Here is a 26,346-nt window from a genome sequence, read left to right on the forward strand (position 1 = left end):
GACTTCCCGAATCAGCGGTCCAGCGGGTACCTGGCCCGCACGCGGAAGCCGCCGTCTTCGGTGTCCGAGGTTTCGAAGCTGCCGCCGAGCAGGCGGGCGCGTTCGGCGAGGCCGGTGAGGCCGTGGCCGCCCGAGGGGAGGTCGTCGCCGGTGCGGGAGGCGCGTTCGTTGCGGACCTCGATGTTCAGCGCGCCGCTGCCGCCCTGGATGCGGATGGTGGCGGTGGCGCCGGGGGCGTGCTTGTGCACGTTGGTGAGGCACTCCTGCACGGTGCGGTAGGCCGCGGCCGACACCTGGCTCGGCACGGTGTCCGGCAGGCGCTCCACGGTGAGGTGCACCGGCACGTCCGCGGTGCGGATGAGGTGGTCGAGCTCGCCGATGCCGGGGCGCGGGCCGTCGTCCTCGGCGCCGGAGCGCAGCACGCTCACGAGCGAGCGCAGCTCTTCGAGCGTGCGGGTGGAGAGCTGGCGGATGACCTGCGCGGTCTGCAGCGACGGGCCGTCGGTGGACTGGGCCTGCAGGGCACCGGCCTGCATGGCGATGAGCGTGATCTGGTGCGACACGACGTCGTGCATCTCGCGCGCCAGCCGGGCGCGCTCCTCGGCGCGGACGGCGTCGGCGTGGAAGCGGCGTTCGCGGTCGCGGCTGGTGGCCAGCTCGGCGAGCTTGGCGGAGATCTCGGCGCGCGCGCCGATCAGCAGGCCGATGGCGATGGGCATGCCGGCCACGAGCACGCCGTAGATGCCGTCGAGCACGTGCTCGCGCCAGCTCAGCTGCGCGAAGTCCTCCAGCGGCCACTGCACGAACCGGCAGATGAACACCAGACCGGCGCCCACCCAGGTCTGCCAGTGGATCTGGCGCTTGGTCGCGAGCGTGCCGAGCGTGATCATCGACGCCAGCTGCGCCCAGCCGGCGAGGAAGCCCGGCACCGCGAGCACCACCGCGAGGAACGGGAACCGCCGCCGCAGCACCACGGCCAGGCACGCCGCGGCCGAGAGGTAGATCGAATAGGGCGGGGCCTTCGGCGGGATGACCAGCCACACGTCGAGCACGGCCAGCAGCACGGCGACGGCCTCGACCCCCACCGTCGAGGCGAACGGCCGGCGCAGGGCGCTCAGCACACCGCTCAGGCTGAACCGCCGGACCCGATCGGCCGCCCCCGCGCCGGGGCTGCCCATCGAGATTCCTGGAATCGAGAGTCCCTCAGTGCTCATGCGGCGACCCCATTCGTCTTGTGGACTTGATGATGAGATGCGCCGGACACCCGATCGGGACGCGCGGCGAGCAACAAATGTGCGGATGCTAACGAGAAGACGTGTGACGACGGTAAGTTTCACCCGGACCCACAACTTTGGTCGTCTGATCTCCATCACTACGGCAATCGGGTGACACGAAGAAGTCTGACGTCACCTCGTGTCGATCACAACACCCTACGTTCACCTTACGGGTGATCCCACATACTGGTGAGCCGCTCTTTGGAGTAGTGATCACTGGTCCGTTCGGCACATGAATGATCTTCACGCTTCTGGGTGGCACGGGTCAGCCTTCGGGGCAGAACCGGAAACCCACGGTCAGGGGCGTGCACCGACCCCGAAACGCCAAGAAGGCCGCCCCGGGCGAACCCGGAGCGGCCTTCGAGAAAAACAGAGCTACGCGGTCGGCGGCTCGTACACCTTCGTGAGCTTCCCGGCCGCCGAGCGGTCCAGGAGCCACAGCGTGCGCCGGTAGCCGCGGGCACCCGCCACGGGCACCTGCACCTCCGGCGCACCCGACAGAGCCAGCGACACGGCCTCGGCCTTGGCCTCGCCCGCCGTCATCAGCCACACCTCACGCGCGCGGCGGATGGCCGTGAGCGTGAGCGACACGCGCGTCGACGGCGGCTTGGGGCAGTCGCGCACCGCCACCACCGAAAGCGCCGTCTCGTGCACGGCGGGGGAGTCCGGGAACACCGAAGCGGTGTGCCCTTCCCCGCCGAGCCCGAGCAGGCAGATGTCGAACGCGGGCACGCCGCCCTCGTCCGGGCCCGCCTGCGAAGCCAGCACCTCCGCGTACGCCGCGGCCGCGGCGTCCACGTCGTCACCGAACTCGCCGTCCGAAGGCGCCATCACGTGCACGCGCTTCGGGTCCAGCGGCACGTGGTCCAGCAGGGCCTCGCGCGCGCCTTTCTCGTTGCGCTCGTCGGAATCGGCCGGCACGAACCGCTCGTCGCCCCAGTACACGTCGAGCCGCGACCAGTCGACGGCGTCGCGCGCGCTCGAGGCGTTGAGCTCCTGGAGCACCGCGATGCCCGTGCCGCCGCCGGTGAGCACGACCGAGGCCGAACCCTTGGCCGCCTGCACGTCGACGATCCGGGTGACCAGGCGCGCCGCCGCGGCGGCCGCCAGCAGTTCGGCGTTTTCGTAGACGACGACCTCGGTCCGGCTCACGAGGCGCTCTTTTCCGCCTTGGCCTTGCCGGCCTTCTTCGCGGCAGGAGCCTTCGCCGCCGGCTTGGCGGCCGGAGCCTTGGCCGCCGGAGCCTTCGCAGCGGCAGAGGTCTTCGCCGCCGCCGTGGTCGGTGCGCTGATCTTCGGCAGCCCGTGCAGCGCCGCCTCGAAGACCTCGTCCGGGTCGAGCCGGCGCAGCTCCTCCACCAGGCACTCCGGGTTGCTCCGCCGCTGCAGCGCGAGGCGCCGCGTGGGCTGCCCCGGCTGCGTCAGCGTGCCGACGCGACCGTCCGGCCGGGTCAGCTCCACGGCACCGGAGCGCCGTTCGAGCTCCACGGAGATGATGCCCTGGGCGCTGGAGCTCTTGATCCGCTTCACCGGCACCTTGAGGTACTCGGCGAGCCAGCCCGCCAGCAGCTCCGTGGACGGCGAGTCGGCCTCACCGGTCACGGTCGCCGCCGTGATCTTCTCGTACGGCGGCAGGTCGAGCGCCGACACGAGCTGCGCGCGCCAGTGCGTGAGCCGCGTCCACGCCAGGTCCGTGTCGCCTTCCACGTAGGCCTTCGCCCGCGTGGTCAGTGCCCTTATGGGGCTCTTCTCCGCGGCCGAGTCGGTGATGCGCCGCTGCGCGATCTGGCCCAGCGGGTCCTCCGCCGGGGCCTTCGGGCCCGCGCCCGGCCACCACGTGACGATCGGCGCGTCGGGCAGCAGCAGCGGCACGACCGCGCTCTGGCCCTGCGCGGCGAGCGGCCCGTAGAGGCGCAGCACGATGACCTCGCTCGCGCCGGCGTCGCCGCCCACGCGGATCTGGCCGTCGATGCGCGGAGCCGCCGTGCGGGCGCCCTTCGCCACCACGATCACGCGCGACGGGTGCTCCCGGCTCGCGTGGTTCGCGGCCTCGATGGCCTCTTCCAGCTTGGCGTCGTCGTCCGCCACGATGACCAGGGTCAGCACCCGGCCCAGCGCGACCTGGCCGCCCTGGTCGCGGATCTCCACCAGCTTCTTGTTCAGCTGCGAAGTCGTGGTGGATGGCAGGTCGATGATCACGGACGCCTCCAGTTCCGGCCCGTACGCTCCAACATCTCGTCAGCGCTCTGCGGACCCCACGTGCCCGGCGCGTACTGCTCGGGCGCGCCTTCCTTGGCCCAGTGCTCCAGGATCGGGTCGAGGATCTCCCAGGAGAGCTCCACCTCGTCGTTCACCGGGAACAGCGAGGGCTCGCCCAGCAGCACGTCGAGGATCAGCCGCTCGTACGCCTCGGGGGAGGACTCGGTGAAGGCGTGGCCGTAGCCGAAGTCCATGGTGACGTCGCGGACCTCCATCGTGGTCCCCGGCACCTTCGAGCCGAACCGCAGCGTGATGCCCTCGTCGGGCTGCACGCGGATCACCAGTGCGTTCTGGCCCAGCTCCTCGGTGGAAGTGGAGTCGAACGGCAGGTGCGGCGCGCGCTTGAACACCACGGCGATCTCCGTGACGCGCCGGCCGAGCCGCTTGCCGGTGCGCAGGTAGAACGGCACGCCCGCCCAGCGGCGGTTCTGCACCTCCAGCGTCACCGCGGCGTAGGTCTCGGTCTTGGAGTCCTTCGCGAAGCCCGCTTCCTGCAGCAGGCCCGGCACCTTCATGCCGCCCTGCCAGCCGCCGGCGTACTGCCCGCGCGCGGTGGTCTCGTCGAAGGGCCGGATCGGCATGGTCGCCGCCAGCACCTTCGCCTTCTCCGAGCGCAGCGCCTTCGGCTCGAACGACAGCGGCTCGTCCATCGCGGTGAGCGCGAGCAGCTGCAGCAGGTGGTTCTGGATGACGTCGCGCGCGGCGCCGATCCCGTCGTAGTACCCCGCGCGACCGCCGAGGCCGATGTCCTCGGCCATGGTGATCTGCACGTGGTCGATGTAGTTCGCGTTCCAGATCGGCTCGAACATCTGGTTGGCGAACCGCAGCGCCAGCAGGTTCTGCACCGTCTCCTTGCCGAGGTAGTGGTCGATGCGGAACACCGACTCCTCGGGGAAGACGTCGTTCACGATCCCGTTGAGTTCCTTGGCGCTCTTGAGGTCGTGGCCGAACGGCTTCTCGATGACCACGCGGCGCCAGGTCGTGGCGTCGGTGTCGGCCAGGCCCGAGCGGGCCAGCTGCTTGGTCACCACCGGGAACGCACTCGGCGGGATCGAGAGGTAGAACGCCGTGTTGCCGCCGGTGCCGCGCTCGGCGTCCAGGTCCTTCACGGTCTGGGCGAGCCGGTCGAACGCGTCGTCGTCGTCGAAGGTGCCCTGCACGAAGCGGATGCCTTCGGCGAGCCGGTTCCACACCGACTCCTTGAACGGCGTGCGCGCGTGTTCGCGCACCGAGTCGTGCACCAGCTCACCGAAGTCCTGGTGCTCCCAGTCGCGGCGCGCGAACCCGACCAGCGAGAAGCCGGCGGGCAGCAGGCCGCGGTGGGCCAGGTCGTAGATGGCGGGCATGAGCTTCTTGCGCGCCAGGTCGCCGGTGACCCCGAAGATCACCAGGCTCGACGGGCCCGCGATGCGCGGGAGCCGCTTGTCGCGCGGGTCCCGCAGGGGGTTCTGCCAGGTCGTCACTCGCCGGCCTCCTGTACCGCCCGCACGAGCTCGGCCAGGCCGGCGGCCCGGTCCGTGAGGTGCAGGCGCAGCACGGGACGGCCGTGCTCGGCGAGGACCTGACCGTCGCCGAGAGCCTGAGCGTGCTGCAGCTGTCCGAGGGTGTAGGGGCGGTCCGGCACCGCCAGGTCCTCGGCGGGGGCGCCGGTGATCTGGAGGAAGCTGCCGTTCTGGTGGCCGCCCTTGTGGTACTGCCCGGTGGAGTGCAGGAACCGCGGACCCCAGCCGAACGTGGTCTGCACGCCGGTGCGCTTGGCGATCTCGCCGCGCAGCAGCGAGGTCGACGCGTCGTCGAGCCGGTCGAGGTAGGCCTGCACCGCGAAGTAGCCGCCCTCGGTGACCGAGCCGAAGAACGCGCGCAGCACGTCCACCAGCTTTCCTTCCGTGGCAACGCCTTCCGAACCGAAGACCTCGACGGCACCGTCCACAGTGGCCGGCGTCTCCTTGCCCGAGAGCTTCTCCGGCTGGTCGAGCAACGCTCGAGCGGCCTTCTTCGCGGCCTCGACGTCGGGCTGGTCGAACGGGTTGATCCCGATCAGCCGGCCGGCGAGCGCGGTCGCGAACTCCCAGAGCAGGAACTGCGCGCCGAGCGGGCCGGTCACCGAGATCTTCGCGGCACCTTCGGGCGCGCCGATGGCGACCGGGGTCGCGTCGGACTTCGCGTCGGCGAAGCCGGGGGCCTCCGGGCCCTCCACGGCCACCGGCAGCAGGCCGGTGCCCAGCTTGCCGGTGGACTCCGCGATCAGCTGCTCGGCCCAGTCCGGGAATCCCTTGATGCCGGAACCGGTGTCAGCGAGCACGACCTTCTCCGCGCCGCCCTCGTGGGCGGCGGCCCAGGCGGCCGCCAGCTTGATCGCCGGGTTGTCGGCCGAGTCGGTGCCGAGCGTCCCGGCCACCGCGGCGGCCTGGTCCAGCAGGCGCGCGATGTCCGCGCCCGCGAGGCCGGCCGGCACGAGGCCGAACGCGGTCAGCGCCGAGTAGCGGCCGCCGACGTTCGGGTCGGCCAGGAAGGTCTTGCGGTAACCCTCCTTTTCGGACAGTTCCGAGAACGGCGAGCCCGGGTCGGTCACGACCACGATCCGCCGCGCCGCGTCGATCCCCGCTTCGGTGAAGGCCTTCGCGAAGATGCGCCGGTGGCTGTCGGTCTCGACGGTGCCGCCCGACTTCGACGACACCACGATCACCGTGCGCTCGAGGTCACCCGCGAGCGCGTCGGCGACCTGGCCCGCGTCGGTCGTGTCGAGCACGGTCAGCGCGACACCCGCGGTGGCCGTGATGACCTCCGGCGCGAGCGACGAGCCGCCCATGCCGGCGAGCACCACGCGGTCCACGCCCTCGGCCTGCAGCTCCGAGCGCAGCGCCTCGATCTCGCCGATCAGCGGTCGCGACGACTTGTGCAGCGACGTCCACGAGAGCCGGATCGACGCCTCGGACTCGGCGTCCGGTCCCCACAGCGTCGCGTCCTGCGCGGCGAGCTTCGACGCCGCCTGGTCGGCGACGAGCCGCTCGACCAGCGGAGCCGCCTTGCCTGCCAGTTCGGCGTCGACGAGCTCGACGCCGGTTTCGTCCCCTGTCATGGTCTGGCTTCAGCCCTTCGCCTTGTTCAGCTGGCCGGTCACCGTCTCGAGCAGCTCCTGCCAGGACTTCTCGAACTTCTCCACACCCTCGGTCTCGAGGGTCACGAACACGTCCGGCACGTCGATGCCCGCCGCGCTCAGCTTGTCGAACACCGCCTGCGCCGCTTCGCCGCGCCCGGTCACCGTGTCGCCGGTGAGCTCGGCGTGGTCGGCGACCGCGTCCATGGTCTTCTCCGGCATCGTGTTCACGACGTCGCGGACCACGAGCTGGTCGACGTAGCGGGTGTCGGAGTAGGCCGGGTCCTTGACACCGGTCGAGGCCCACAGCGGACGCTGCGCGTTGGCGCCGGCGGCGGCCAGCGCCTTCCAGCGGTCGCTCGCGAAGAGCTCTTCGAACTTGGCGTAGGCGAGGTGGGTGTTGGCGATGGCCGCCTCACCGAGCAGCGCCTTGGCCTCGTCCGTGCCGAGCTTGTTCAGGCGCTTGTCGACCTCGGTGTCCACGCGGGACACGAAGAACGACGCGACCGAGTGGATGCCCTTGAGGTCGTGGCCGTTGGCCTTCGCCTGCTCCAGGCCGGCGAAGAACGCCTCGATGACCTGCGCGTAGCGCTCGACGGAGAAGATCAGCGTGACGTTGATGCTGATGCCCTCGGCCAGGCCGGCGGTGATGGCCGGCAGGCCCTCGTCCGTGGCCGGGATCTTGACCATCAGGTTCGGCCGGTCCACGGCCTTCCACAGGTCCTTGGCCTCGGCGATCGTCCGGTCGGTGTCGCGCGCCAGGCGCGGGTCGACCTCGATCGACACGCGGCCGTCGACGCCGTTCGTGGCGTTGTAGGTCTCGCGGAACAGGTCCGCGGCGTTGCGCACGTCGGTGGTGGTGAGCTCGCGGACGACGCCGTCGAGGTCCGCGCCGCGGTCGGCCAGTTCCTTGACCTGGGCGTCGTACGCCTCGCCGTGGGACAGCGCGTTGGCGAAGATCGTCGGGTTCGTGGTGACGCCGACCACGTGCTTGTCGCGGATCAGCGCGGCGAGGTTGCCGGTGCTGAGGCGCTCGCGGGAGAGGTCGTCGAGCCAGATGGAGACGCCGGCCTCCGAAAGCCGCGCGAGCCGATCAGTGGTGCTCATGACTGTTTCGTTCCTTTCCGGAAGAAGTTCAGTTCTTGGTGTTGGCGATCGAGCGGCGGGCGGCCTCGACGACGTTCTCCGCGGTGAACCCGAACTCACGGAACAGTGTGGCCGCGTCGGCCGAAGCGCCGAAGTGCTCGATCGAAACGTTCACCCCCGCGTCACCGGTGAAGCGGTGCCACGACTGGGCGATGCCGGCTTCCACGGACACGCGCGCCTTCACGGCCGGCGGCAGCACGGAGTCGCGGTAGGACTGGTCCTGCGCGTCGAACCACTCGACACACGGCATCGACACGACGCGCGTCGGCACGCCGTCGGCCTCGAGGACCTTGCGGGCCGCGACGGCCAGCTGCACCTCGGACCCGGTGCCCATCAGCACGACCTCGGGGGCGCCGTTGGAGGCGTCCTCGAGCACGTACCCGCCGTGCTTCACGCCTTCGGCGCTGGTGCCTTCGAGCACCGGCACGTTCTGGCGGGTGAGCGCGACCCCGCTCGGGTGGTGCACGTCCTCCAGCACGGCCTTCCACGCGTAGGCGGTCTCGTTGGCGTCCGCCGGGCGGACGACGTTGAGGCCCGGGATCGCGCGCAGCGCGGAGAGCTGCTCGATCGGCTGGTGCGTGGGGCCGTCCTCGCCGAGGCCGATGGAGTCGTGCGTCCACACGTACAGCGTGGGCAGGCCCATCAGCGCCGCGAGCCGGACCGGCGGGCGCATGTAGTCGGAGAAGATGAGGAACGTGGCGCCGTAGGGCCGGGTGCCGCCGTGCAGCGCGATGCCGTTGAGGATCGAGCCCATCGCGTGCTCGCGGATACCGAAGTGCAGCGTGCGGCCGTACGGGTTGGCGTTCCAGGCCGACGTGGTGGCCGACGCCGGGCCGAACGAGTCGGCGCCCTTCATCGTGGTGTTGTTGCTCTCGGCCAGGTCGGCCGAACCGCCCCACAGCTCCGGCAGCGGGTCGCGCAGCGCGTTGAGGACCTCACCGGAGGCCTTGCGGGTCGCGATGCCCTTGGGGTCCGGGTCCCAGTGCGGCAGGTTGTCGGCGAAGCCCTCGGGCAGCGTGCGGGTGGCCAGCCGGTCGGCCAGCGCCTTGCGCTCCGGGTTCGCCGCGGCCCACGCGTCGTAGCGCTCCTGCCATTCGGCGTGCGCCTGCTTGCCGCGCTCGAGCGCCTTGCGGGTGTGGTCGATGACCTCGTCGTCGACCTGGAAGGTGCGCTCGACGTCGAAGTCGAGGATCTCCTTGACGGCCTTGATCTCGTCGGCGCCGAGCGCGGCGCCGTGGGCCTTGCCGGTGTTCATCTTCGTGGGCGCCGGGTAGCCGATGATCGTGCGCACCGCGATGAAGGACGGACGCGAGGTCTCGGCCTGCGCGGCCTTGATGGCGGCCTCGAGCGCGGTCACGTTCTCGCCGCCCTCGACGACCTGCGTGTGCCAGCCGTAGGCCGCGTAGCGCGCGACGGTGTCCTCGGACAGCGCGATGTTGGTGTCGTCCTCGATCGAGATCTTGTTGTCGTCCCAGAAGAGGATGAGGTTGCCGAGCTCCTGGCGGCCCGCGATCGAGGAGGCCTCGGAGGTGACGCCCTCTTCGATGTCGCCGTCGGAGGCGATCGCGTAGATGCGGTGGTCGTAGATGCTCTCGCCGGGAGCGGCGTCGGGGTCGAGCAGACCGCGCTCGCGCCGGGCGGCCATCGCCATGCCCACCGCGTTGGCCAGGCCCTGGCCCAGCGGACCGGTGGTGGTCTCGACACCCTTGGTGTGGCCGTACTCCGGGTGGCCCGGGGTCAGCGAGCCCCACGTGCGCAGCTGCTTGAGGTCGTCGAGCTCGAGGCCGTAGCCGGCGAGGTACAGCTGGATGTAGAGGGTGAGGCTCGAGTGGCCCGCCGAGAGCACGAAGCGGTCGCGGCCGCGCCAGTGCGGGTCGGCCGGGTCGTGGCGCATCGTGCGCTGGAAGAGCGTGTACGCCAGCGGGGCGAGGCTCATCGCGGTGCCCGGGTGACCGCTGCCGACCTTCTCGACGGCGTCCGCGGCGAGGACCCGGACGGTGTCGACGGCGCGGGTGTCGGTGCCGGTCCAGTCGGCGGGCACGTCACGCCGGAGCAAAGGGTTGTTCTCGCTGGTAGAGGCGGTTTCGGACACTGAACTCGAACTCCCCGTCCTGAGGTTGTCGCTTGCTTTCCCTAGCGGTGTAGCCGGTGCGCACTGCCAGTAATCTCAATCGATCCCGAAGGGACGATATTCCTGCTGGGAGCGTTGCGCCGGGGCACCACTCGGCCCGTCCGCGACAGCCTAGTGCTTGGGGTGTGCCGGGGGCAGCCGCGACAGCCGGGCCCGTCCCTTCCGGCCGGGTGATCCCGCCCGAGCGGGTCGCGCGCGGTCCGCCGCTGGTCACGGACCGTGCAAAAGGGACGATCGAGGGGTGTGACCGGTACCGGTGGACACCACGACCGGTCCTTCCGGACACACCGTGCGCGGCCGTCCGCCCGGCGGGTGAACCCGGTGGCGTGACGCAGAAGACAACCGCAGCGTGTCGAGGACCCTCGATCACGCAGGCGGATTCGCCACGTCTAACATCGAGCCCGGGCCTGGTCCGGGAGCTTCACCAGTTCCATCACGGTCTTCCGGACCGCCGCCCGGCCCCGAACTGACCTTGGGAGTGAAATGTCGTTGGTGAACGCTGCGCACGGACGCAGTGAGAACACCAGCGCCGAACACCCGACCGGTGAACGACCGAGTGGTCCCCGGCGATCGAGTGCCCGGCGAAGCAACGACCGGCGAAGTGTCCGCCAGGTCGTCGGCGCCTACGCCGCGCTCGCGAAGCCGAGGGTGATCGAGCTCCTCCTCGTCACCACGATTCCCGCGATGTTCCTGGCGGGCCGCGAGATCCCGAACCCGTGGCTCGTGCTCGCCACGCTCGTGGGCGGCACGATGGCCGCCGGCAGTGCCAACGCGCTCAACTGCGTGATCGACGCGGACATCGACAAGGTGATGAACCGCACCAAGAAGCGCCCGCTGGTGAAGGACTCGGTGCCGCGGCGCAACGCGCTGATCTTCGGCCTCGTGCTCGGCGTCGCTTCGTTCGCCGTCCTGTACTTCACGGTGAACCTGCTGTCGGCGATCCTCGCGATCGCGACCATTCTCTTCTACATCTTCGTCTACACCCTCGGCCTCAAGCGGCGCACGTCGCAGAACGTGGTGTGGGGCGGGGCCGCCGGCTGCATGCCGGTGGTCATCGGCTGGGCCGCCGTGTCCGGCACCGTGCAGTGGCCCGCGTTCGTGATGTTCGGCGTCATCTTCTTCTGGACGCCCCCGCACACCTGGGCCCTGGGCATGAAGTACCGCGACGACTACGAACGCGCCGGCGTCCCGATGCTCCCCGTCGTGGCGACACCGCAGCACGTGGCCAAGCAGATCGTCATCTACTCGTGGGTGATGGTCGCCTGGACCCTCCTGCTGCTCCCGGTCACCAGCTGGCTCTACGCCACCTTCGCGGTGCTCGCAGGCGCCTGGTTCCTCTTCTACGCCCACCGCCTCCAGGCCGCGGTCCGCCGCGGCGAGGAGACGAAGCCGATGTCGCTGTTCCACCGCTCGAACACGTACCTGATGATCGTGTTCGTGGCGCTGGCGGTGGACTCGGCGATCGGGTTGCCGACGCTCGGGCTGCCGTTCTGAGTCCGGCCGGCTTCCTGGCCGACGTCGTCGAAACCGGCACCGTGCTGGGTGCCGACGTCACCTGGTCCCCGGAGCGGGTCGTCTCGTTCTTCGGCGACGACGTCTCGGGAGAGAACCGCCACCGGCACGTGCTCTGGTACGGCTTCGGCCTCGTCGAGTTCTCCTGGGAGCGCGCCTCGAGGGACCGGCCGTGGTCGGGCCACCACCTCTCCGTGCAGGCACACCGGCTCACCCACGGTGTCACGCCGGAGCCCGCGCTCGTCGAGCGGTACGGCCCGTTTTCGGGGCCGGTGGCGTTCGACGACGTCGCGGCGGAGCTGGAGCGGCGGGGCGTCGAGCTGGTCGAGCGGGCGGGCACCGACGCCGACATCCGCGAGTACTGGCAGCCGAAGTCGTTCACGAGCGTGCTGGTCGTGGTGGGCGCCGATTACGGCAATCCCGGTGATGTCTACAGCCTGAGCTCGCCGATGTTCGTCACGCCGGAGTCGCGTGAAAGTGAGCTGTTCCGCACGCTCCACGGCGCTTGAGCGGTCCCGGCGGCGCTCGGGAATGGCGTAAACTGGATGGCCGTTGTGCTCTTCCGGCTCTCCGCCGCCATTCCCCGATGCGAAAGCAGGATCCCTCTTGTCCGTGTCCCCGGACCGGGAAGCAGACCGCGCCCTCGAGGACGGTACGCCCGAGCACGCCGCCGAGTTGGCGCGTGAGCAGGCTTACGTGTCGACGTTGTACGCGAAGCTCGACACCGAGCGCGTCGAGGCGCAGCGGCGGCTCGACACCACGCTGCGGCAGACCGGCGGCACCCCGCAGGCGCGCACCGAGCGCGACGTCGCCACCACGTTGTACTCCGACCGGCTCGCGCAGCTGGGGTCGGTGGAGCAGGGGCTGTGCTTCGGCCGCCTCGACTTCGTACCGGACAGCGTCGAGGAGACGACCTACATCGGCCGCCTCGGGTTGTTCGAGGAGGACGACGACTACCGGCCGCTGCTGGTGGACTGGCGGGCGCCGGTCGCGCGGCCGTTCTACCTCGCCACGGCCGCGTCGCCCGACGGGGTGCGGAGGCGGCGGCACCTGCGGTCGCTCAGCCGCAAGGTGACCGGGTTCGACGACGAGATCCTGGACCTGCGCGCGGCCGACCAGGGGCAGGACCTCGGGCTCGCGGGCGAGGCCGCGCTGCTGGCCGCCCTGGAACGCCGCCGCACGGGCGAAATGGCCGACATCGTGGCCACGATCCAGGCCGAGCAGGACCGCATCATCCGCGCGCCGCTCGGCGGGGTGATGGTGGTGCAGGGCGCGCCGGGCACCGGCAAGACGGCCGTGGCGTTGCACCGCGCCGCGTACCTGCTCTACACGCACCGCCAGCAGCTCACCACGCGCGGCGTGCTCGTGGTGGGGCCCAACAGCACGTTCCTGCGCTACATCGGCCAGGTCCTGCCGTCGCTGGGCGAGACCGGTGTGCTGCTCGCCACGATCGGGCAGCTGTACCCGGGCCTCGACGCGGAGGGCGTCGAGCGACCCGAGGCCGCGGAGGTCAAGGGGCGCCTGGTGATGAAGGACGTGCTCGCCGCCGCCGTGCGCGATCGCCAGCGCGTGCCCGAGCCCGTGCTGGAGATCGAGCACGAGCGCGAGATCCTCAAGCTCGACCGCAAGACCTGCGTCGAAGCGCGCACGCGGGCCCGCCGCTCGCGCCGGCCGCACAACCTCGCGCGGCGGCTGTTCGTGTCCGACGTGCTCGACGCGCTCACCCGCCAGGCCGCCCGCAAGCTGGGGGAGGACCTGCTCGACGCGCAGGACGTGCAGGACATCCGCGCCGAGCTCGCCGCCAGCAAGGCCGTGGCCGCCGCGATGACCGAGCTGTGGCCCAAACTGACGCCGGAAGGCCTGCTCGACGACCTGTTCGCCGAGCGCGAACACCTTGATCGGGCCGCCGGCAAGCTGCTGTCCGAGGCCGATCGAGCGCTCCTGGAAAGCGGCCACGACGCCAAGTGGACGCCCGCCGACGTGCCGCTGCTCGACGAGCTGGCCGAGCTGCTCGGCGAGGACGACAGCGAGGAACGTGCCGAGCGCCGCCGCCGCGAGCGCGTGGAACGCGCGTATGCCGAGGGCGTGCTGCACGTGCTGGAGCAGGACGAGGAGATCCAGGACGAGGAGGTCCTGCGCGTGTCCGACGTGCTCGACGCCGAGCTGTTCGCCGAGCGCCAGCAGGAACGCAGTGAGCTCACCGCGGCCCAGCGCGCCGCGCAGGACCGCACGTGGACGTTCGGGCACGTGATCGTGGACGAGGCCCAGGAACTGTCCGCCATGGACTGGCGGCTGCTCATGCGCCGCTCGCCGAACCGCTCGATGACGCTGGTCGGCGACGTCGCGCAGACCGGCACGGCCGGAGGCGCCCGCACCTGGGACGAGGTGCTCTCGCCCTACGTCGACGACCGCTGGCGGCTCGAGCAGCTCACCGTGAACTACCGCACGCCGGCCGAGATCATGGCCGTGGCCGCGCGCGTGCTGGCCGAGCTGGACGTGGATCTCGCCGCCCCGGCCTCGGTGCGGGAGACGGGCGTGCCGCCGTGGTCGGTGAGGTCCACCGACCTCGAAGCCGACCTGCCGGGCCTCGTCGCGCAGGAACTGTCCGCTGTGGACGGTGGCACCGTGGCCGTGCTCACACCCGCCGCGCGTCTGGCCGCCGTGGAAGCCGCGGTGAGCCCCGGCGAACGGGTGAGCGTGCTCACGGTCGAGCGCGCCAAGGGCCTGGAGTTCGACGCCGTGCTGCTGGTCGCGCCGGACGAGATCGTCGCCGCGTCCCCACGTGGCCTCAACGATCTGTACGTGGCCCTCACGCGCGCGACCCAGCGCCTCGGCGTGGTCCGGACCGGTGAGGACGTACCGGCGTTGGCCGAGCTTGGCTAGCATCGCCCGCATGCAGAGAATCGGCAAGATCGCCTCCGTGGGCGCCGCGGCCTTGGCCGTGGCGTTCAGCCTGACCGCGTGTGGCGGCGACGACACCGCGGCCCAACCGTCGGCCACCCCGTCGGCTCCGGCCGCGCCGTCGAGCTCGGCCGCGCAGGCGGCCCAGCCGAAGGGCCGCGAGTGCACCGCGGACGACATCAAGACCACCGGGACCTTCGGCCAGCCGCCGACGATCACCATCCCGGACGACTGCGATCCGCCGAAGAAGCTGATCACCAAGGACCTGGTCGAGGGCACCGGCAACGGCGCGAAGGCCGGCCAGCAGGTGTCGATGAACTACTCCCTGGTCACCTGGTCGGACAAGAAGAAGCTCGACAGCTCCTTCGACCGCGGCCAGACCTTCGACCTGCAGCTCGGCGCGGGCGAGGTCATCCCCGGCTGGGACCAGGGCCTCGTGGGCATCAAGCAGGGCGGGCGCCGCCTGCTGATCATCCCGCCCGACCTCGGCTACGGCCAGGGCGGCAACGGCATCGCGCCCAACGAGACGCTCGTGTTCGTGACCGACGCCGTCACGGTCCCGGCCGACAAGAGCTGACCCGTGCCCGGCAGCATCCACACCGACAGCGTCCACACCGGCTGGGTCGTCGAATGGGACGACGAGCAGGGCTGGGGCGTACTCGACTGCCGGACGCTGCCCGAGCAGGTCTGGGCGCACTACTCGACCGTCGACGCCGAGAGCGCGGGCAACGGCCGAGGCGGCTTCCGGCGCCTGACCCCGGCGGCCGAGGTCGAGTTCACGGTGGAGCGCGCCGAACAGGACGGCTACCACTGGCGCGCGGTGTGGGCGAAGGAGAAAGCACCGAAGAAGCAGCGCGGAAAACACTGAACCGCCGGGCCGGGCAAGAACCCCGGCCCGGCGGTCGCGTGTCACGGGACCAGGGTCACCGGGCCGGCGTCACGGGATCAGGATCAGCTTCCCGGTCGTGCGCCGGCCCTGCAGGTCCTCGTGGGCCTTGCGGGCGTCGGCCAGCGGGTAGCGGCCGCCGATGCGGACGTCGAGCGAGCCGTCGGCCACGGCGGCGAACAGCTCGTCCGCGCGCCAGTCGAGCTCTTCGCGCGTGCGCACGTAGTGGCCGGACGTGGGACGGGTCAGGAACAGCGAGCCGCCCGAGTTGAGCCGCTGCGGGTCGATCGGCGGCACCGGGCCGCTGGCCGCGCCGAACAGCGCGAGCATCCCGCGGATCTTCAGGCTGGCCAGGCTGCCGTCCACGGTGTCCTTGCCGACGCCGTCGTAGACCACGTTCACGCCCTCGCCGCCGGTGATCTCGCGGGTGACCTTGGCGAAGTCCTCCCGGTCGTAGCGGATCACGTGGTCGGCGCCGGCACCGCGGGCCAGCTCGGCCTTCTCGTCGGTGGACACCGTGCCGATCACGCGGGCGCCGCGCGCCTTCGCCAACTGCACCAGCAGCAGGCCGACGCCACCGGCCGCCGCGTGCACCAGCACGTCGTCGCCCGGCTTCACCTCGTACGTGGAGCGGACGAGGTAGTGGGCGGTCACGCCCTGCAGCATCAGCGCGGCGGCGGTCTCGTCGGGCACGCCGGCGGGCACCTTGACGGCACCGGCCGCGGGCAGGACCTTGCGCGCCGCGTAGCTGCCCAGCGAGCCCTGCCAGGCCACGCGGTCACCCGGCGCGAACGCGGTCACGCCCTCGCCGACCTCCGCCACGGTGCCCGAGCCCTCGAGCCCGAGCACGAACGGCAGGTCGAGGGGGTAGATGCCCTCCCGCTGGTAGGTGTCGATGTAGTTGACGCCGGCCGCGGCCACGTCCACCAGCAGCTCACCGGCTCCCGGCGAACCCACCTCGACCTCGGTGACCTCCAGTACTTCCGGTCCACCGGTCGTCCTGACCTGCACAGCGGACGGCATGGTTCCTCCTCGCGTCGGGTTCGGCACTCACCGATGGCAACTATGGCCGACACCACGGTTGTTCCGCGCCACCGGGTGAGACCGGTTAAGCTCGCCCGCGTGGCTGAGGAGACCGAGCAGACGCCCCCCGCACCGACCGGCCGGCAGCTGGCCGCCGCCCGCGACTTCGTGACGCGGCACGGAAAGCCCTCGCGCGCGGTGGTCGAGAACATCGGCCGCGTGGGCGCGCGAGTGGTGCTCGTGGGCGCCGACGGCGCGCTCGGCGACGTGATCGTGCCCTCGCTCGAAACGGGCACGGCGCTGGTCGAGGCGGTCGAGGACCTCGAACCGGCCGAATGGGACAGTGCCACCGTGAAGGCGACCAAGATCGGCGCGGCCCACCGCCGCAAGATGGCCGGTCCGCGGGCCGGCCGGTGAAGCGCGAAGCGGTTTTCGTCGGCTGCGCGGAGATGCCGGAGGGCGACGGGGACGACGTCGCCGCCTTCGCGGCGCTCGACGACCTGGGTTTCGCGGTCCGCTGGGCCGTGTGGGACGACCCGGCCGCCGACTTCTCCACCGCCGACCTGGTCGTGCTGCGCGCGACCTGGGACTACCCGGACCGGCGCGCGGAGTTCCTCGACTGGTGCGAGACCGTGCCGACGCTGGCCAACCCGGCCGCCGTGGTGCGCTGGAACACCGACAAGTCCTACCTCGTCGAGCTGCTCGACGCGGGCGTGCCCACCGTGCCGACCACGCTCGTGGAGCCGGGTGAGCAGGCGAAGTGGCCGAAGACGCCGTTCGTGGTGAAGCCTTCGGTCGGCGCGGGTTCGGTCGGCGCGGCCCGCTTCGGTGCCGACGCCGCCGGTGCGGCCGAGCACCTGCGCGCGCTGCACGCCGACGGGCGCACCGCCGTGATCCAGCCGTACCAGTCCAGTGTGGACACCCAGGGCGAGATCGCGCTGGTGTACTTCGGCGGCGTGTATTCCCACGCCTTCACGAAGTCGGCGATGCTCGGGGCCGACAAGGATCCGTCGGGCCTGTTCCTCGCGGAGAAGCTCGCCCCGGCCGTTCCGGCGTCGGGCGTGCGCGCGGTCGCGGAGGACGCGCTGGACGCCGCGTGCTCGCTCATGGGCATCCTGAGGGCCGAACTGCTGTACGCGCGCGTGGACATCGTGCGCGGCGAGGACGGGCACCCGCTGGTGCTGGAGATCGAGCTGGCCGAACCGTCGCTCGGCTTCCGCAACGCCGACGCGGGAGCCCCGTTGAGGTTCGCGTCGGCGGTGCGGCAGCAGCTGGCCTAGCTCCCCGGGGCTACTTGAGCCCCGAGGAAGCCAGGCCGTCGATCACCCGGCGTTGCAGCAGGATGAACAGGATCAGGATCGGCGCCATGGCCAGCAGGCTGGCCGCCATCAGCACCGGGTAGTTCACCGTCACGTCGCCGGCCAGCGTGGCCAGTGCGGCCGAGAGCGGCATCTGCGTGGCGCGCGTCGACACCACGAGCGGCCACAGCAGCTCGTTCCACGACCACAGCACGGCCGAGATCGCGAGCACGCTGATGCTCGGGCGCACCACCGGCAGCAGCACGCTCCAGAACGTGCGCAGCGGCCCGCTGCCGTCGATGCGCGCCGCTTCTTCCAGCTCCGAAGGCAGGTTGAGGAAGGCCGTGCGCATCAGGAACGTGCCGTACGCACTGAAGAGCCCGGGCGCGACGATGCCGGCGAGGGTGTTGAGCCAGCCCAGGTTCTGCACGATCTGGTACTGCGAGATCAGGTACGCCTGCGAGGGCACCAGCAGGATCGACAGCACGAGCCCCAGCAGCACCGCCCGCCCGCGGAAACGCATGCGCGCGAACGCGTAGCCGGCCAGCGTGCACAGCACGATCTGCGCGAGCGTGCGGATCACCGTGATGAGCACCGAGGTCCACAGCTGCGAGAGGAACGGCAGCCGCTGGAACACCGCGGCGTAGTTGGACCACTGCAGGTGCGCGGGCCAGAACGTCGGCGTGACGCTCTGCACCTCGGCGTTGGTGGACAAGGACATCACGATCTGCCACAGGAACGGGAAGGCCATGATCAGGCCGCCGACCCCGAGCACGAGGTGGATCAGGGCGTGGGACTGCCGACGCCGGGCTGCTCTAGGCATTGCCGGCCCACCTCCGTTGCAAGCGGAACTGCACGAGCGTGACGAGACCGATGAGCACGAAGATGACCATCGCGATGGCCGCGGCGAACCCCTTGTCGTTCTCGACGAATCCCGCGTTGTAGAAGTAGTAGACGAGCGACATCGTCTTCGGCAGCACCGCGTTGTGGTTGCCCAGCAACGCGTACAGCAGGTCGAAGAGCTGGAAGCTCGCGATGGTGGTCACCACGACCACGAAGAACAGGCTCGGGGCCAGCTGCGGCAGCGTGATCGAGCGGAACTGGCGGAAGCGGCTCGCGCCGTCGAGCTCGGCGGCCTCGTACAGCTCCGGCGGGATGTTCTTCAGGCCCGCGCCGAGCACGATCATCGAGAAGCCCAGCGAGGACCACAGGCCCACCACGGCCACCGCGGCGAGCGCGAAGCCCGGCGTGTTGACCCACGACGGGCCGGTGATCCCGATGCGCGAGAGCGCCCAGTTGAGGATGCCGTAGTCGCCGTTGAAGATCATGCGCCAGACCAGCGCCACGGCCGCGGGCATCGCCACGTAGGGCAGGAAGAACAGCACGCGGTAGAACTGCGCGAACCGCAGGCCGGGGGTGTTGAGCAGGCTTGCGAGCCACGCGGCGAGCGGCACCCCGAGCAGCACCACCGCCGTGTAGATCGCGGTGTTGAGCAGCGAACGGTAGAGCTGCGGATCGGTGAGCAGCCGGCTGTAGTTGTCCAGCCCGGTCCACTTGAAGCCGCCGAACACGCCCCAGCTGGTGAACGAGTAGAACGCCGTCTGCACAATCGGCCAGAGGTAGAACACCGCCACCCCGGCCACCAGCGGCAGCACGAAGACCCAGGGCCACAGGCCGTCTCCGCGCCGGACGCCGCGCCGCCGCCGGGGGGCGGAGGCGGCGGGCGCCGGAGCGGACTCGGAGACGTCGACGGACACGGCACTCATTCCTTGGCCAGGTCCGCGTTCATCTGCGAGGCGAGGTCCTTCAGCACGGCGTCCACGGGCTTGGTGCCGTCGAAGGCGTCGGGCAGCAGGTTGGTCTCGAGGGTGTTCCACGCGGCGGTGTTCTTCGACACCGGCAGCGGCTTGGCGTAGGAGACCTCGTCGAGGAACAGCTGCAGGTCGACGCCCGGCATGGACTTCGTGAACGCGTCCTGCGTGCCGTTGTAGGCCGGGATCACGGCGCCGAGGTCACCCTGCTGCTGCTGTGCTTCCTTGCTCGCGAGGAACACCTGCAGTGCCTGCGCGGCCTGCTTGTTCGGGCTGTTCGCGGCGACCACATTGGACAGACCGTGGATCACCGTGGCCTGCTGGTCGCCCTTCGGCACGGGCAGCACCGCGACGTCCTTGGCGACCGGCGCCGCCGCGACCTCGCTGCGGGCCCAGCTGCCGCCCTGGTACATCGCCGACTTGCCGGACACGAACCACTGGTCGCCGGTGGTGTCGGTGAGCTGCTTGATGGTCGGCATCGCCTTGGACTTCACCAGGTCGGTCCAGAACTGGATGCCCTTGGCGGTCTTGGGGTCGTCGTAGGCCGACTTCTTGCCGTCGGGCGAGATCACCGAGCCGCCGGACTGGAAGATCGTGTTGTAGTAGGTGGTCTGCCCGTCCATGCCGGCCGAGATGCCGTAGATGCCCTTGCTCGAGAGCTTCTGCGAGATCTGCGCGGCGGTGGACTGCAGGTCGGCCCAAGTCCAGTCCTGGCTCGGGATCGGCACCCCGGCCTGGGCGAAGAGGGCCTTGTTGATCCACACGCCGATGGTGTCGAAGTCCTTGGGCACGCCGTACTGCACACCGTCCAGTGTGTACAGCTGGTCGAGCGAGGCCGGGTAGTTCTTCGGATCGATCGCGCCGGCCTTGACCTCACCGGTGATGGGTTCGATCTTGCCGTTGCTCGCGTAGAGCTGGATGTTGGGCCCGTTCATCCAGAACACGTCGGGCAGGCTGTCGCTGGAGGCTTCGGTCTGCAGCTTGGTGAAGTAGTTCGCGTACGGCGTCACGTCCACGTTCACCTTGATGTTCGGGTACTTCTTCGCGAACTCGGCGAGGTTGGCGTTGATCGCCTTCACCTGGGTCTGGTCCCACACCGCGTAGGTGAGGTTCGCGGAGATGTTCGCGTCCGGCGGGCTGTAGGAGCTGTCCGAAGTGGACGCGCTCGGGCCGGACGAGCAAGCGGTGAGGGTGGCGGCGGCGGCCACCGTGCCGGCCAGCAGGGCCAGGGCTCGGCGGGGGAATGAGGCCATCGGGGTTCCTTTCAGCGGGCGGGGAGGGTTCGGGGAGGTCAGTGGGTGCCGGTCGGGAAGTGGTCGCGCACGGCGGCGGGCAGCTCGGGCACGTCCAGCGGCACCGACCCGGTGCGCAGCGACTGCGTGGCGAGCGCGCCGGTGGCCACGGCTTCGCGGGCGGCGATCGGGGAGAGCGTGGGCGGTACGTCGTCGATCACGTAGCGCAGGAACTCGGTCATGGTGAGCAGGTCGGCGTCGGCGTGGCCTTCCTCGACTCCGGAGATCGGGTACTCGCGGTCGCCGTCGGCCGACCAGCCGCGGCGGTGGTTCCACACCTTCACCACGCCGCCGCCGGTGTCGCCGAAGTTCTCGGCGCGGCCCTCGGTGCCGATCACCGTGTAGTTGCGCCAGTAGTCCGGGGTGAAGTGGCACTGCTCGTAGCTGGCGAGCACGCCGTTGCCGAGGGTCATGAGCACCATGGACACGTCTTCGACGTCCACGACCTCGTTGAGGCCGGTCTGCGTCGCCGGGGGCCAGTTGTCGAAGGAGAACCAGTCCTGCATCAGCTGGTTCTCGTGGCCGCCGCGGTCGGTGATGCCGCCGTAGACCGCGAGCTGCCCCATGCCGACCACGCGGCGGGTGTAGCCGCCGGCGAGCATGTGGATCACGTCGAGGTCGTGGCTGGCCTTCTGCAGCAGCAGCGAGTTGACCTTGCTGCGGTCGGCGTGCCAGTCCTTGAAGTAGTAGTCGCCGCCGTTGCCCACGAAATGGCGGCACCACACGGTTTTCACCTCGCCGATCTCGCCGCGGGACACGACCTCGTTCAGCGCGCGGGCCACGCCGGAGTGCCGGAAGTTGTGTCCGATGTAGAGCGGCGTGCCCGACTCCTGCGCCGCGGTGAGCACGGCGTCGGCGTCTTCGAGGGTGATCGCGAGCGGCTTCTCCAGGTACACGGCGATGCCCGCGCGCAGCAGGTCCACGGCGATCTCGGCGTGGGTCCAGTCGGGTGAGGTCACGATCGCGGCGTCCACGAGCTTGCGCTCGATCAGATCCGTGTGGCGGTCGACGAGCTCGACCTCGCCGAACAGCTCACGGGCCCGCGCGCGACCGGCCTCGGTCGGGTCGGCCGCGGCCACCACGGTCGCGGCCAGGCCCGACTCGGCGATGTGCCGGGCGATCACGGCGCGCTGGCCGACCCCCACCACACCCACGCGGACAGCTTCGCTGTTGGCCACCTGGTCACCTCACCTCTGCGTGATATTGATCTGCATGATGGCAAACCAATCATGAATGCACAACACGCGGCGGCGAGTCTGCTCAGAGGCGTGCGTGAACCGTTACGCGTTCCGGTGGTCGGTCCGGGGTCAGTTCGCGACCACGAGCTCGACCGACGCGGCGGCCAGCTCGGCGGCGAACGAGGCCGGCACCTCGGCGTCCGTGACCAGCACGTCGATCTCGGTGAGCCGGCAGATGCGCGCGAAGGTGGCCTTCATCAGCTTCGTGGCGTCGGCGACCACGATCACGCGCCGCGCGACCTGGCTGAAATGCCGGCTGACCTCGGCTTCTCCCTCGTGCAGCGTGGTGGCGCCGTACTGCGCGCTCAGCCCGTCGACGCCGAGGATCACCGTGTCGAGGGCGAAGGCGGCGAGCGCGTCGGACACGAGTGAGCCGACCAGCTCGTAGGACTGGCGGCGGGCCACGCCGCCCGTGACCACGATCTTCACGTGCGCGCGCACCGACAACTCGTAGCCGATGTTCAGGGCGTTGGTCACGATCGTGAGGCCGGTTTCGCCGTCGGCGCGGATGAAGCGCTCGCTCTTGCCGAGCGCGCGGGCGACCTCGGTGGTCGTGGTGCCGCCGTTGAGGCCCACCGTCTCGCCGGGACGCACCAGCTCGGCGGCGGTGCGGGCGATCGCGGTCTTGGCCTCGGCCTGGCGCGCGATCTTGTACTGCAACGGCAGTTCGTAGCCGGCGCCGAGCGCGGCCGCGCCGCCGTGGGTGCGGGTGATCAGGCGCTGGTCGGCGAGGATCGAGAGGTCGCGGCGGGCGGTGGCGGGGGAGATGCCGAGCGTTTCGCCGATCTCGGTGATCGTCACGTTCCCGCGTTCGCTCACCAACTCGAGCAGGGCGTTCAGGCGTTGCTGGGGCGTCATCGGGTGGCTCGCGTTCCAGGTCGAGGAGCAGGACCGACCCATCCTAGAGGTCATCTCCACTGAGCCGGATGATTGAAGATGACGGATATCGCTCACTCCAATCAAGAATGATCGTCTATGCTCACGTCTGCGATCACGTCGATCGCCCTTGGCTCGAAAGGTCTCCATGTCCGACTCCTTCGTGTCCCGTGAGCTGGCTTCCCAACCGCAGATGTGGCGCACGGCGGCCGAGCTGTTCCCCTCCGTGGCGAGCGCGCTGCCGCAGCCCGGGGAACGCGTCGCCGTCGTCGGGTGCGGCACCAGCTGGTTCATCGCCATGAGCTACGCCGTCGCGCGCGAGCAGCGCGGCCACGGCCTGACCGACGCGTTCGCCGGGTCCGAGTACCCGCGCGAGCGCCAGTACGACCGCGTGGTGGCGATTTCGCGCTCCGGCACCACGACCGAGATCGTGGACCTGCTCGGCGCGCTCGGCTCCCAGCGCACCGTGCTGATCACGGCCGTCGGCGACGCGCCGGCCGCCGCGGTCGCCGGCGAGGTGGTGGAACTTCCCTTCGCCGACGAGGAATCCGTGGTGCAGACGCGGTTCGCGACCACCACGCTCGCGCTGCTGCGCGCGGGCCTCGGCGACGACGTCGAGCAGCTGGCGGTGCAGGCCGAGCAGGCGCTGCAGGTGCCGATCGCCGACCTGCTCGACGCCGAGCAGGTGAGCTTCGTGGGGCGTGACGCCGCCGTGGGCCTCACCTTCGAAGCGGCGCTGAAGACGCGGGAGGCCGCGCAGTTCTGGGCCGAGTCGTACCCGGCGATGGACTACCGCCACGGCCCGATCGCGATCGCGCAGCCCGGCCGCCTGGTGTGGTCGCTCGGCGAGACGCCGGAGGGGCTGGCCGAGGACATCGCCCGCACCGGCGCGAAGTTCGTGCACCACGACTTCGACCCGATGGCGGCTTTGGTGGTGGCGCAACGGTTCGCCATCGCGCTGGCCGAGCGGCGCGGGCTCGACCCCGACCACCCGCGCTCGCTCACCCGCTCGGTGATCCTCACCTGATGGCCGTGCTGGGTGTCGACGTCGGCGGCACCACGGTGAAGGCGCGCGTGACCGCCGGCGACGGCGCGGTGCTCGCGCAGTGGCGCGAGCCCACGCCGACCGGCGACCCGGAAGCCCTGGCGGCGCTCGTGCGCCGCGCGACCGAGTGGTACCCGGTCGACGCGGTGGGGCTGGTGGTGCCGGGCATCGTCGACGAGCGCACCGGGGTGTGCCTGCAGGCCGTGAACCTGGGCTGGCACGACGTGCCGGTGCGGGATCTCGTGGCCGCCGAGGTGGGTGTGCCGCTCGCGTTCGGGCAGGACGTGCGGGCCGGGGCTCTGGCCGAGGTGCGCACCGGGGCCGCCGCCGGCTGTGCCGAGCCGGTGCTGTTCGCCGCGGTCGGCACCGGGCTGGCCGGGGCGCTGGTGGTCGAGGGCCGGGTGCTGGACAGTCCGTGGGCCGGCGAGATCGGTCAGGTGCTGCTGCCCGGCGGTGGCCGGGTCGAGGAAGTCGCTTCGGCGTCGGCGCTGGCTCGTGCGGTGGGGGCGCCGGACGCGCTCACCGTCGCCGAACGCGTCCGCGCGGGGGACAGCGCCGCCGCGGCCGCGTGGCGCTCGTGCGTGCGGGCGCTGGCCGAAGCCGTCGCCTGGACGACGGCGGCCGTCGGCTGCGCGATCGTGGTCCTCGGGGGCGGCCTCGCGGAGTCCGGCGCGCTGCTGCTCGACCCCCTTGCCCGGGAAGTCACCGGCCGCCTCGGCATCCTGCGCGCCCCGGCGCTGCGCCGCGCGCACCACGGCGACACGGCCGCGGTCCTTGGCGCGACGCTGCTGGCGCACGACTTGCTCGCCGGGAGCGTGGCGCGGTGATCGTGGTGGTGACCCCGAACCCGGCGGTCGACGTCACCTACCGGGTGGCCCGGCACGAGCCCGGCGAGACCAACCGGGTGCTCGACGTGCAGCGCCGGCCCGGCGGCAAGGGGCTGAACGTGGCGCACGTGCTGGCCGGGCTGGGCGTCGCCGTCACGGCGGTGCTGCCGCTCGGCGGGGAGGCCGGGCGGTGGGTCGCCGGGCAGCTCCAGGTGCCGCACGACGTCAGCGCGCTCCACGGCGAGACGCGCACGACGGTGACGGTGGTGGGGGAGGGGCACCCCACCGTGTTCACCGAGCCCGGGCCGGAGACCAGCGAGGCCGAGTGGGCGCGGTTCGGTGCGCTGCTCGACCGGCACCTGGCCGGGGCGGACCTGCTGGTGGTGTCCGGGTCGCTGCCCCGCGGGGCGGCTCCGGAGCTGCTCGGCGAGTGGGTGCGCGCGGCGCACCGGGCCGGGGTGCGGGTGCTCGCCGACGTGTCCGGGCCGGCGTTGCTCGCCGCGGCGAAGGCCGGCGCGGACGTGGTGAAGCCGAACCTCGGCGAGCTGCTCGACGCGACGTCCACTGTGGACGAACGTGCCGGAGCGGAGCAGTTGGCCCGGCTCGGTGCCGGGATCGTGGTCGTTTCGCGCGGTGCCGAGGGCATCGCCGCGCACACCGCTTCGGAAGTGGTGGAAGTTCCCGCGGTGCCCGGCGTCAGCGGAAATCCGACGGGCGCCGGCGACGCGGCGACGGCCGGGCTCGCGGCCGCGCTCGTGGCGGGACTTCCGCTCGTACAAGGACTTCGCCGCGCCGCCGCGCTCGGCGCCGCGGCCGTGTTGCGCCCGGTCGCCGGTGAAGTCGATTTCGGCGCTTACCGACGTTTTCTCGACTCGAACGGAGAACCCGCATGATCACCCGCCCGGCTCTCACCCGGATCCTCGCGTCGGCGCGGGAGCGTCGCTCCGCGGTCGGGGCGTTCAACGTGATCCTGCTCGAACACGCCGAGGCCATCGCGAGCGGCGCCGAGCAGGCCGGCGTGCCCGTGGTGCTGCAGATCAGCGAGAACTGCGTGCGCTACCACGGCGGGCTCGCGCCGATCGCGCTCGCGTCGCTGGAGATCGCGCGGCAGGCGTCGGTGGAGGTGCTCGTGCACCTGGACCACATCGAGGACACCGCGCTGGTGCGCGAAGGCCTCGAACTCGGCGTGGACAGCGTGATGTACGACGGCTCCCGGCTGCCGTACGAGGAGAACGTGCGCACCACGCGGGAGATCGCCGACCTGTGCCACGCCGCCGGGGTCGCGGTGGAGGCCGAGCTCGGCGAGGTCGGCGGCAAGGACGGCGTGCACGCGCCCGGCGCCCGCACCGACCCGGCCGAGGCCGTGGCGTTCGTCGCGGCCACCGGCGTGGACGCGCTGGCAGTGGCCGTCGGCACGTCGCACGCGATGGTGTCGCGCACCGCCAGCGTCGATCGCGCGCTGGTGGCGAAGCTGCGTGACGCGGTGAGTGTGCCGCTGGTGCTGCACGGTTCGTCCGGGCTGTCCGACGAGGAGCTGCGTGGTGCGGTCGAGAGCGGGATGACGAAGGTCAACATCTCGACGCACCTCAACGGGCTGTTCACCCGCTCGCTCAAGCAGTTCCTCGACGAGCGGCCCGAGGTCGTCGACCCGCGCAAGTACGTGCGGCTCGGGCGCGCGGCCGTGGCGGAGGAGACCGCGCGCCTGCTGAAGCTGCTGGCGGGTTGAGCGCC

The 26,346-nt window shown here is 71.1% G+C and carries 24 protein-coding genes; 11 read left to right on the forward strand and 13 right to left on the reverse strand.

The genetic code is table 11. From position 1 onward, the window contains the following. Window positions 1-11: 11 nt before the first annotated feature. The 7 genes from VSH64_RS03370 to tkt form a co-directional block, all read right to left on the reverse strand. Entirely contained in the window at window positions 12-1,214 is a 1,203-nt protein-coding gene (locus VSH64_RS03370) for a sensor histidine kinase (protein WP_326833964.1), read from the reverse strand. 435 nt (window positions 1,215-1,649) lie between these two features. Further along, complete coding sequence (gene pgl, locus VSH64_RS03375; protein ID WP_326833965.1) at window positions 1,650-2,426, reverse strand: 6-phosphogluconolactonase; 777 nt, start codon at window positions 2,424-2,426, stop codon at window positions 1,650-1,652. Beyond that, entirely contained in the window at window positions 2,423-3,472 is a 1,050-nt protein-coding gene (opcA, locus tag VSH64_RS03380) for a glucose-6-phosphate dehydrogenase assembly protein OpcA (protein ID WP_326833966.1), read from the reverse strand. The genes pgl and opcA overlap by 4 nt, the downstream gene beginning before the upstream one ends. Beyond that, window positions 3,469-4,995, reverse strand: a complete 1,527-nt coding sequence (gene zwf, locus VSH64_RS03385) for a glucose-6-phosphate dehydrogenase (RefSeq protein ID WP_326833967.1) — start codon at window positions 4,993-4,995, stop codon at window positions 3,469-3,471. Before zwf ends, opcA begins: the two co-directional genes overlap by 4 nt. Beyond that, a complete protein-coding gene (locus VSH64_RS03390) occupies window positions 4,992-6,611 on the reverse strand; it encodes a glucose-6-phosphate isomerase (protein WP_326833968.1) in 1,620 nt (539 codons plus the stop codon). Before VSH64_RS03390 ends, zwf begins: the two co-directional genes overlap by 4 nt. A 9-nt stretch (window positions 6,612-6,620) precedes the next feature. Beyond that, window positions 6,621-7,736 (reverse strand): transaldolase, encoded by a 1,116-nt coding sequence (gene tal / locus VSH64_RS03395; protein WP_326833969.1) that lies wholly within the window; start codon window positions 7,734-7,736, stop codon window positions 6,621-6,623. 28 nt (window positions 7,737-7,764) lie between these two features. Beyond that, window positions 7,765-9,867, reverse strand: a complete 2,103-nt coding sequence (gene tkt, locus VSH64_RS03400) for a transketolase (RefSeq protein ID WP_326833970.1) — start codon at window positions 9,865-9,867, stop codon at window positions 7,765-7,767. A 522-nt stretch (window positions 9,868-10,389) separates the two neighbouring features. Here tkt and VSH64_RS03405 point away from each other — a divergent pair. From VSH64_RS03405 to VSH64_RS03425, 5 genes are all read left to right on the forward strand, one after another. Then, the gene (locus tag VSH64_RS03405; protein WP_326833971.1) at window positions 10,390-11,400 is read left to right on the forward strand and encodes a heme o synthase; all 1,011 of its coding nucleotides are present in this window, start codon (window positions 10,390-10,392) and stop codon (window positions 11,398-11,400) included. A gap of 41 nt (window positions 11,401-11,441) precedes the next feature. After that, on the forward strand, window positions 11,442-11,927 hold the full coding sequence (locus tag VSH64_RS03410; protein ID WP_326833972.1) for a hypothetical protein: 486 nt from the start codon (window positions 11,442-11,444) through the stop codon (window positions 11,925-11,927). 103 nt (window positions 11,928-12,030) lie between these two features. Further along, window positions 12,031-14,301 carry a HelD family protein gene (locus tag VSH64_RS03415; RefSeq protein ID WP_407655672.1) on the forward strand — a complete coding sequence of 757 codons (2,271 nt, stop codon included), beginning with the start codon at window positions 12,031-12,033 and terminating at the stop codon, window positions 14,299-14,301. Between the two features lie 10 nt (window positions 14,302-14,311). Beyond that, complete coding sequence (locus VSH64_RS03420) at window positions 14,312-14,896, forward strand: FKBP-type peptidyl-prolyl cis-trans isomerase (RefSeq protein ID WP_326833974.1); 585 nt, start codon at window positions 14,312-14,314, stop codon at window positions 14,894-14,896. Window positions 14,897-14,899: 3 nt separating this feature from the next. After that, window positions 14,900-15,187 (forward strand): cold-shock protein, encoded by a 288-nt coding sequence (locus VSH64_RS03425; RefSeq protein WP_326833975.1) that lies wholly within the window; start codon window positions 14,900-14,902, stop codon window positions 15,185-15,187. 69 nt (window positions 15,188-15,256) lie between these two features. On the opposite strand, the gene VSH64_RS03430 is transcribed toward VSH64_RS03425, so the two are convergent. After that, window positions 15,257-16,228, reverse strand: coding sequence for a quinone oxidoreductase family protein (locus VSH64_RS03430; RefSeq protein ID WP_326833976.1), 972 nt, complete (start codon window positions 16,226-16,228; stop codon window positions 15,257-15,259). Window positions 16,229-16,327: 99 nt separating this feature from the next. On the opposite strand from VSH64_RS03430, the gene VSH64_RS03435 reads away from it, so the two are divergent. After that, window positions 16,328-16,645, forward strand: a complete 318-nt coding sequence (locus VSH64_RS03435; protein ID WP_326833977.1) for a hypothetical protein — start codon at window positions 16,328-16,330, stop codon at window positions 16,643-16,645. Beyond that, window positions 16,642-17,508, forward strand: coding sequence for an ATP-grasp domain-containing protein (locus tag VSH64_RS03440; protein ID WP_326833978.1), 867 nt, complete (start codon window positions 16,642-16,644; stop codon window positions 17,506-17,508). The genes VSH64_RS03435 and VSH64_RS03440 overlap by 4 nt, the downstream gene beginning before the upstream one ends. Window positions 17,509-17,518: 10 nt before the next feature. Here the strand turns inward: VSH64_RS03440 and VSH64_RS03445 are convergent, their stop codons facing one another. The 5 genes from VSH64_RS03445 to VSH64_RS03465 all read right to left on the reverse strand — a co-directional run bounded on the left by VSH64_RS03445 (window position 17,519) and on the right by VSH64_RS03465 (window position 22,725). Next, complete coding sequence (locus VSH64_RS03445; protein WP_326833979.1) at window positions 17,519-18,349, reverse strand: carbohydrate ABC transporter permease; 831 nt, start codon at window positions 18,347-18,349, stop codon at window positions 17,519-17,521. Next, window positions 18,342-19,283: a carbohydrate ABC transporter permease gene (locus tag VSH64_RS03450; protein WP_326833980.1), complete on the reverse strand. Its 942-nt coding sequence runs from the start codon at window positions 19,281-19,283 to the stop codon at window positions 18,342-18,344. The genes VSH64_RS03445 and VSH64_RS03450 overlap by 8 nt, the downstream gene beginning before the upstream one ends. Before the next feature lie 5 nt (window positions 19,284-19,288). Next, the gene (locus tag VSH64_RS03455; RefSeq protein WP_326833981.1) at window positions 19,289-20,590 is read right to left on the reverse strand and encodes an ABC transporter substrate-binding protein; all 1,302 of its coding nucleotides are present in this window, start codon (window positions 20,588-20,590) and stop codon (window positions 19,289-19,291) included. A 38-nt stretch (window positions 20,591-20,628) separates the two neighbouring features. Continuing rightward, window positions 20,629-21,807 carry a Gfo/Idh/MocA family protein gene (locus VSH64_RS03460; protein ID WP_326833982.1) on the reverse strand — a complete coding sequence of 393 codons (1,179 nt, stop codon included), beginning with the start codon at window positions 21,805-21,807 and terminating at the stop codon, window positions 20,629-20,631. Between the two features lie 129 nt (window positions 21,808-21,936). Next, on the reverse strand, window positions 21,937-22,725 hold the full coding sequence (locus VSH64_RS03465) for a DeoR/GlpR family DNA-binding transcription regulator (RefSeq protein ID WP_326833983.1): 789 nt from the start codon (window positions 22,723-22,725) through the stop codon (window positions 21,937-21,939). Window positions 22,726-22,891: 166 nt separating this feature from the next. On the opposite strand from VSH64_RS03465, the gene VSH64_RS03470 reads away from it, so the two are divergent. From VSH64_RS03470 to VSH64_RS03485, 4 genes are read left to right on the forward strand one after another with little or no spacing between them, the layout of a single operon-like run. Next, a complete protein-coding gene (locus VSH64_RS03470; protein WP_326833984.1) occupies window positions 22,892-23,770 on the forward strand; it encodes an SIS domain-containing protein in 879 nt (292 codons plus the stop codon). Next, window positions 23,770-24,615 carry an ROK family protein gene (locus VSH64_RS03475; RefSeq protein WP_326833985.1) on the forward strand — a complete coding sequence of 282 codons (846 nt, stop codon included), beginning with the start codon at window positions 23,770-23,772 and terminating at the stop codon, window positions 24,613-24,615. The genes VSH64_RS03470 and VSH64_RS03475 overlap by 1 nt, the downstream gene beginning before the upstream one ends. Next, window positions 24,612-25,508 (forward strand): 1-phosphofructokinase family hexose kinase, encoded by an 897-nt coding sequence (locus tag VSH64_RS03480; protein ID WP_326833986.1) that lies wholly within the window; start codon window positions 24,612-24,614, stop codon window positions 25,506-25,508. The genes VSH64_RS03475 and VSH64_RS03480 overlap by 4 nt, the downstream gene beginning before the upstream one ends. Beyond that, window positions 25,505-26,341, forward strand: a complete 837-nt coding sequence (locus VSH64_RS03485; RefSeq protein WP_326833987.1) for a class II fructose-bisphosphate aldolase — start codon at window positions 25,505-25,507, stop codon at window positions 26,339-26,341. The genes VSH64_RS03480 and VSH64_RS03485 overlap by 4 nt, the downstream gene beginning before the upstream one ends. Window positions 26,342-26,346 lie beyond the last annotated feature (5 nt).

Source organism: Amycolatopsis rhabdoformis, from assembly GCF_035918295.1.
Classification (GTDB): Bacteria; Actinomycetota; Actinomycetes; order Mycobacteriales; family Pseudonocardiaceae; genus Amycolatopsis; species Amycolatopsis rhabdoformis.

What these genes read in the sequence shown, in the direction of transcription:
- VSH64_RS03445 (WP_326833979.1), bottom strand. Translation starts at nt 18,349, where the DNA reads ATGCCTAGAGCAGCCCGGCGTCGGCAGTCCCACGCCCTGATCCACCTC.
- VSH64_RS03405 (WP_326833971.1), top strand. Translation starts at nt 10,390, where the DNA reads ATGTCGTTGGTGAACGCTGCGCACGGACGCAGTGAGAACACCAGCGCC.
- VSH64_RS03470 (WP_326833984.1), top strand. Translation starts at nt 22,892, where the DNA reads ATGTCCGACTCCTTCGTGTCCCGTGAGCTGGCTTCCCAACCGCAGATG.
- tal (WP_326833969.1), bottom strand. Translation starts at nt 7,736, where the DNA reads ATGAGCACCACTGATCGGCTCGCGCGGCTTTCGGAGGCCGGCGTCTCC.
- VSH64_RS03370 (WP_326833964.1), bottom strand. Translation starts at nt 1,214, where the DNA reads ATGAGCACTGAGGGACTCTCGATTCCAGGAATCTCGATGGGCAGCCCC.
- VSH64_RS03455 (WP_326833981.1), bottom strand. Translation starts at nt 20,590, where the DNA reads ATGGCCTCATTCCCCCGCCGAGCCCTGGCCCTGCTGGCCGGCACGGTG.
- VSH64_RS03390 (WP_326833968.1), bottom strand. Translation starts at nt 6,611, where the DNA reads ATGACAGGGGACGAAACCGGCGTCGAGCTCGTCGACGCCGAACTGGCA.
- VSH64_RS03420 (WP_326833974.1), top strand. Translation starts at nt 14,312, where the DNA reads ATGCAGAGAATCGGCAAGATCGCCTCCGTGGGCGCCGCGGCCTTGGCC.
- VSH64_RS03430 (WP_326833976.1), bottom strand. Translation starts at nt 16,228, where the DNA reads ATGCCGTCCGCTGTGCAGGTCAGGACGACCGGTGGACCGGAAGTACTG.
- VSH64_RS03475 (WP_326833985.1), top strand. Translation starts at nt 23,770, where the DNA reads ATGGCCGTGCTGGGTGTCGACGTCGGCGGCACCACGGTGAAGGCGCGC.
- VSH64_RS03485 (WP_326833987.1), top strand. Translation starts at nt 25,505, where the DNA reads ATGATCACCCGCCCGGCTCTCACCCGGATCCTCGCGTCGGCGCGGGAG.
- VSH64_RS03465 (WP_326833983.1), bottom strand. Translation starts at nt 22,725, where the DNA reads ATGACGCCCCAGCAACGCCTGAACGCCCTGCTCGAGTTGGTGAGCGAA.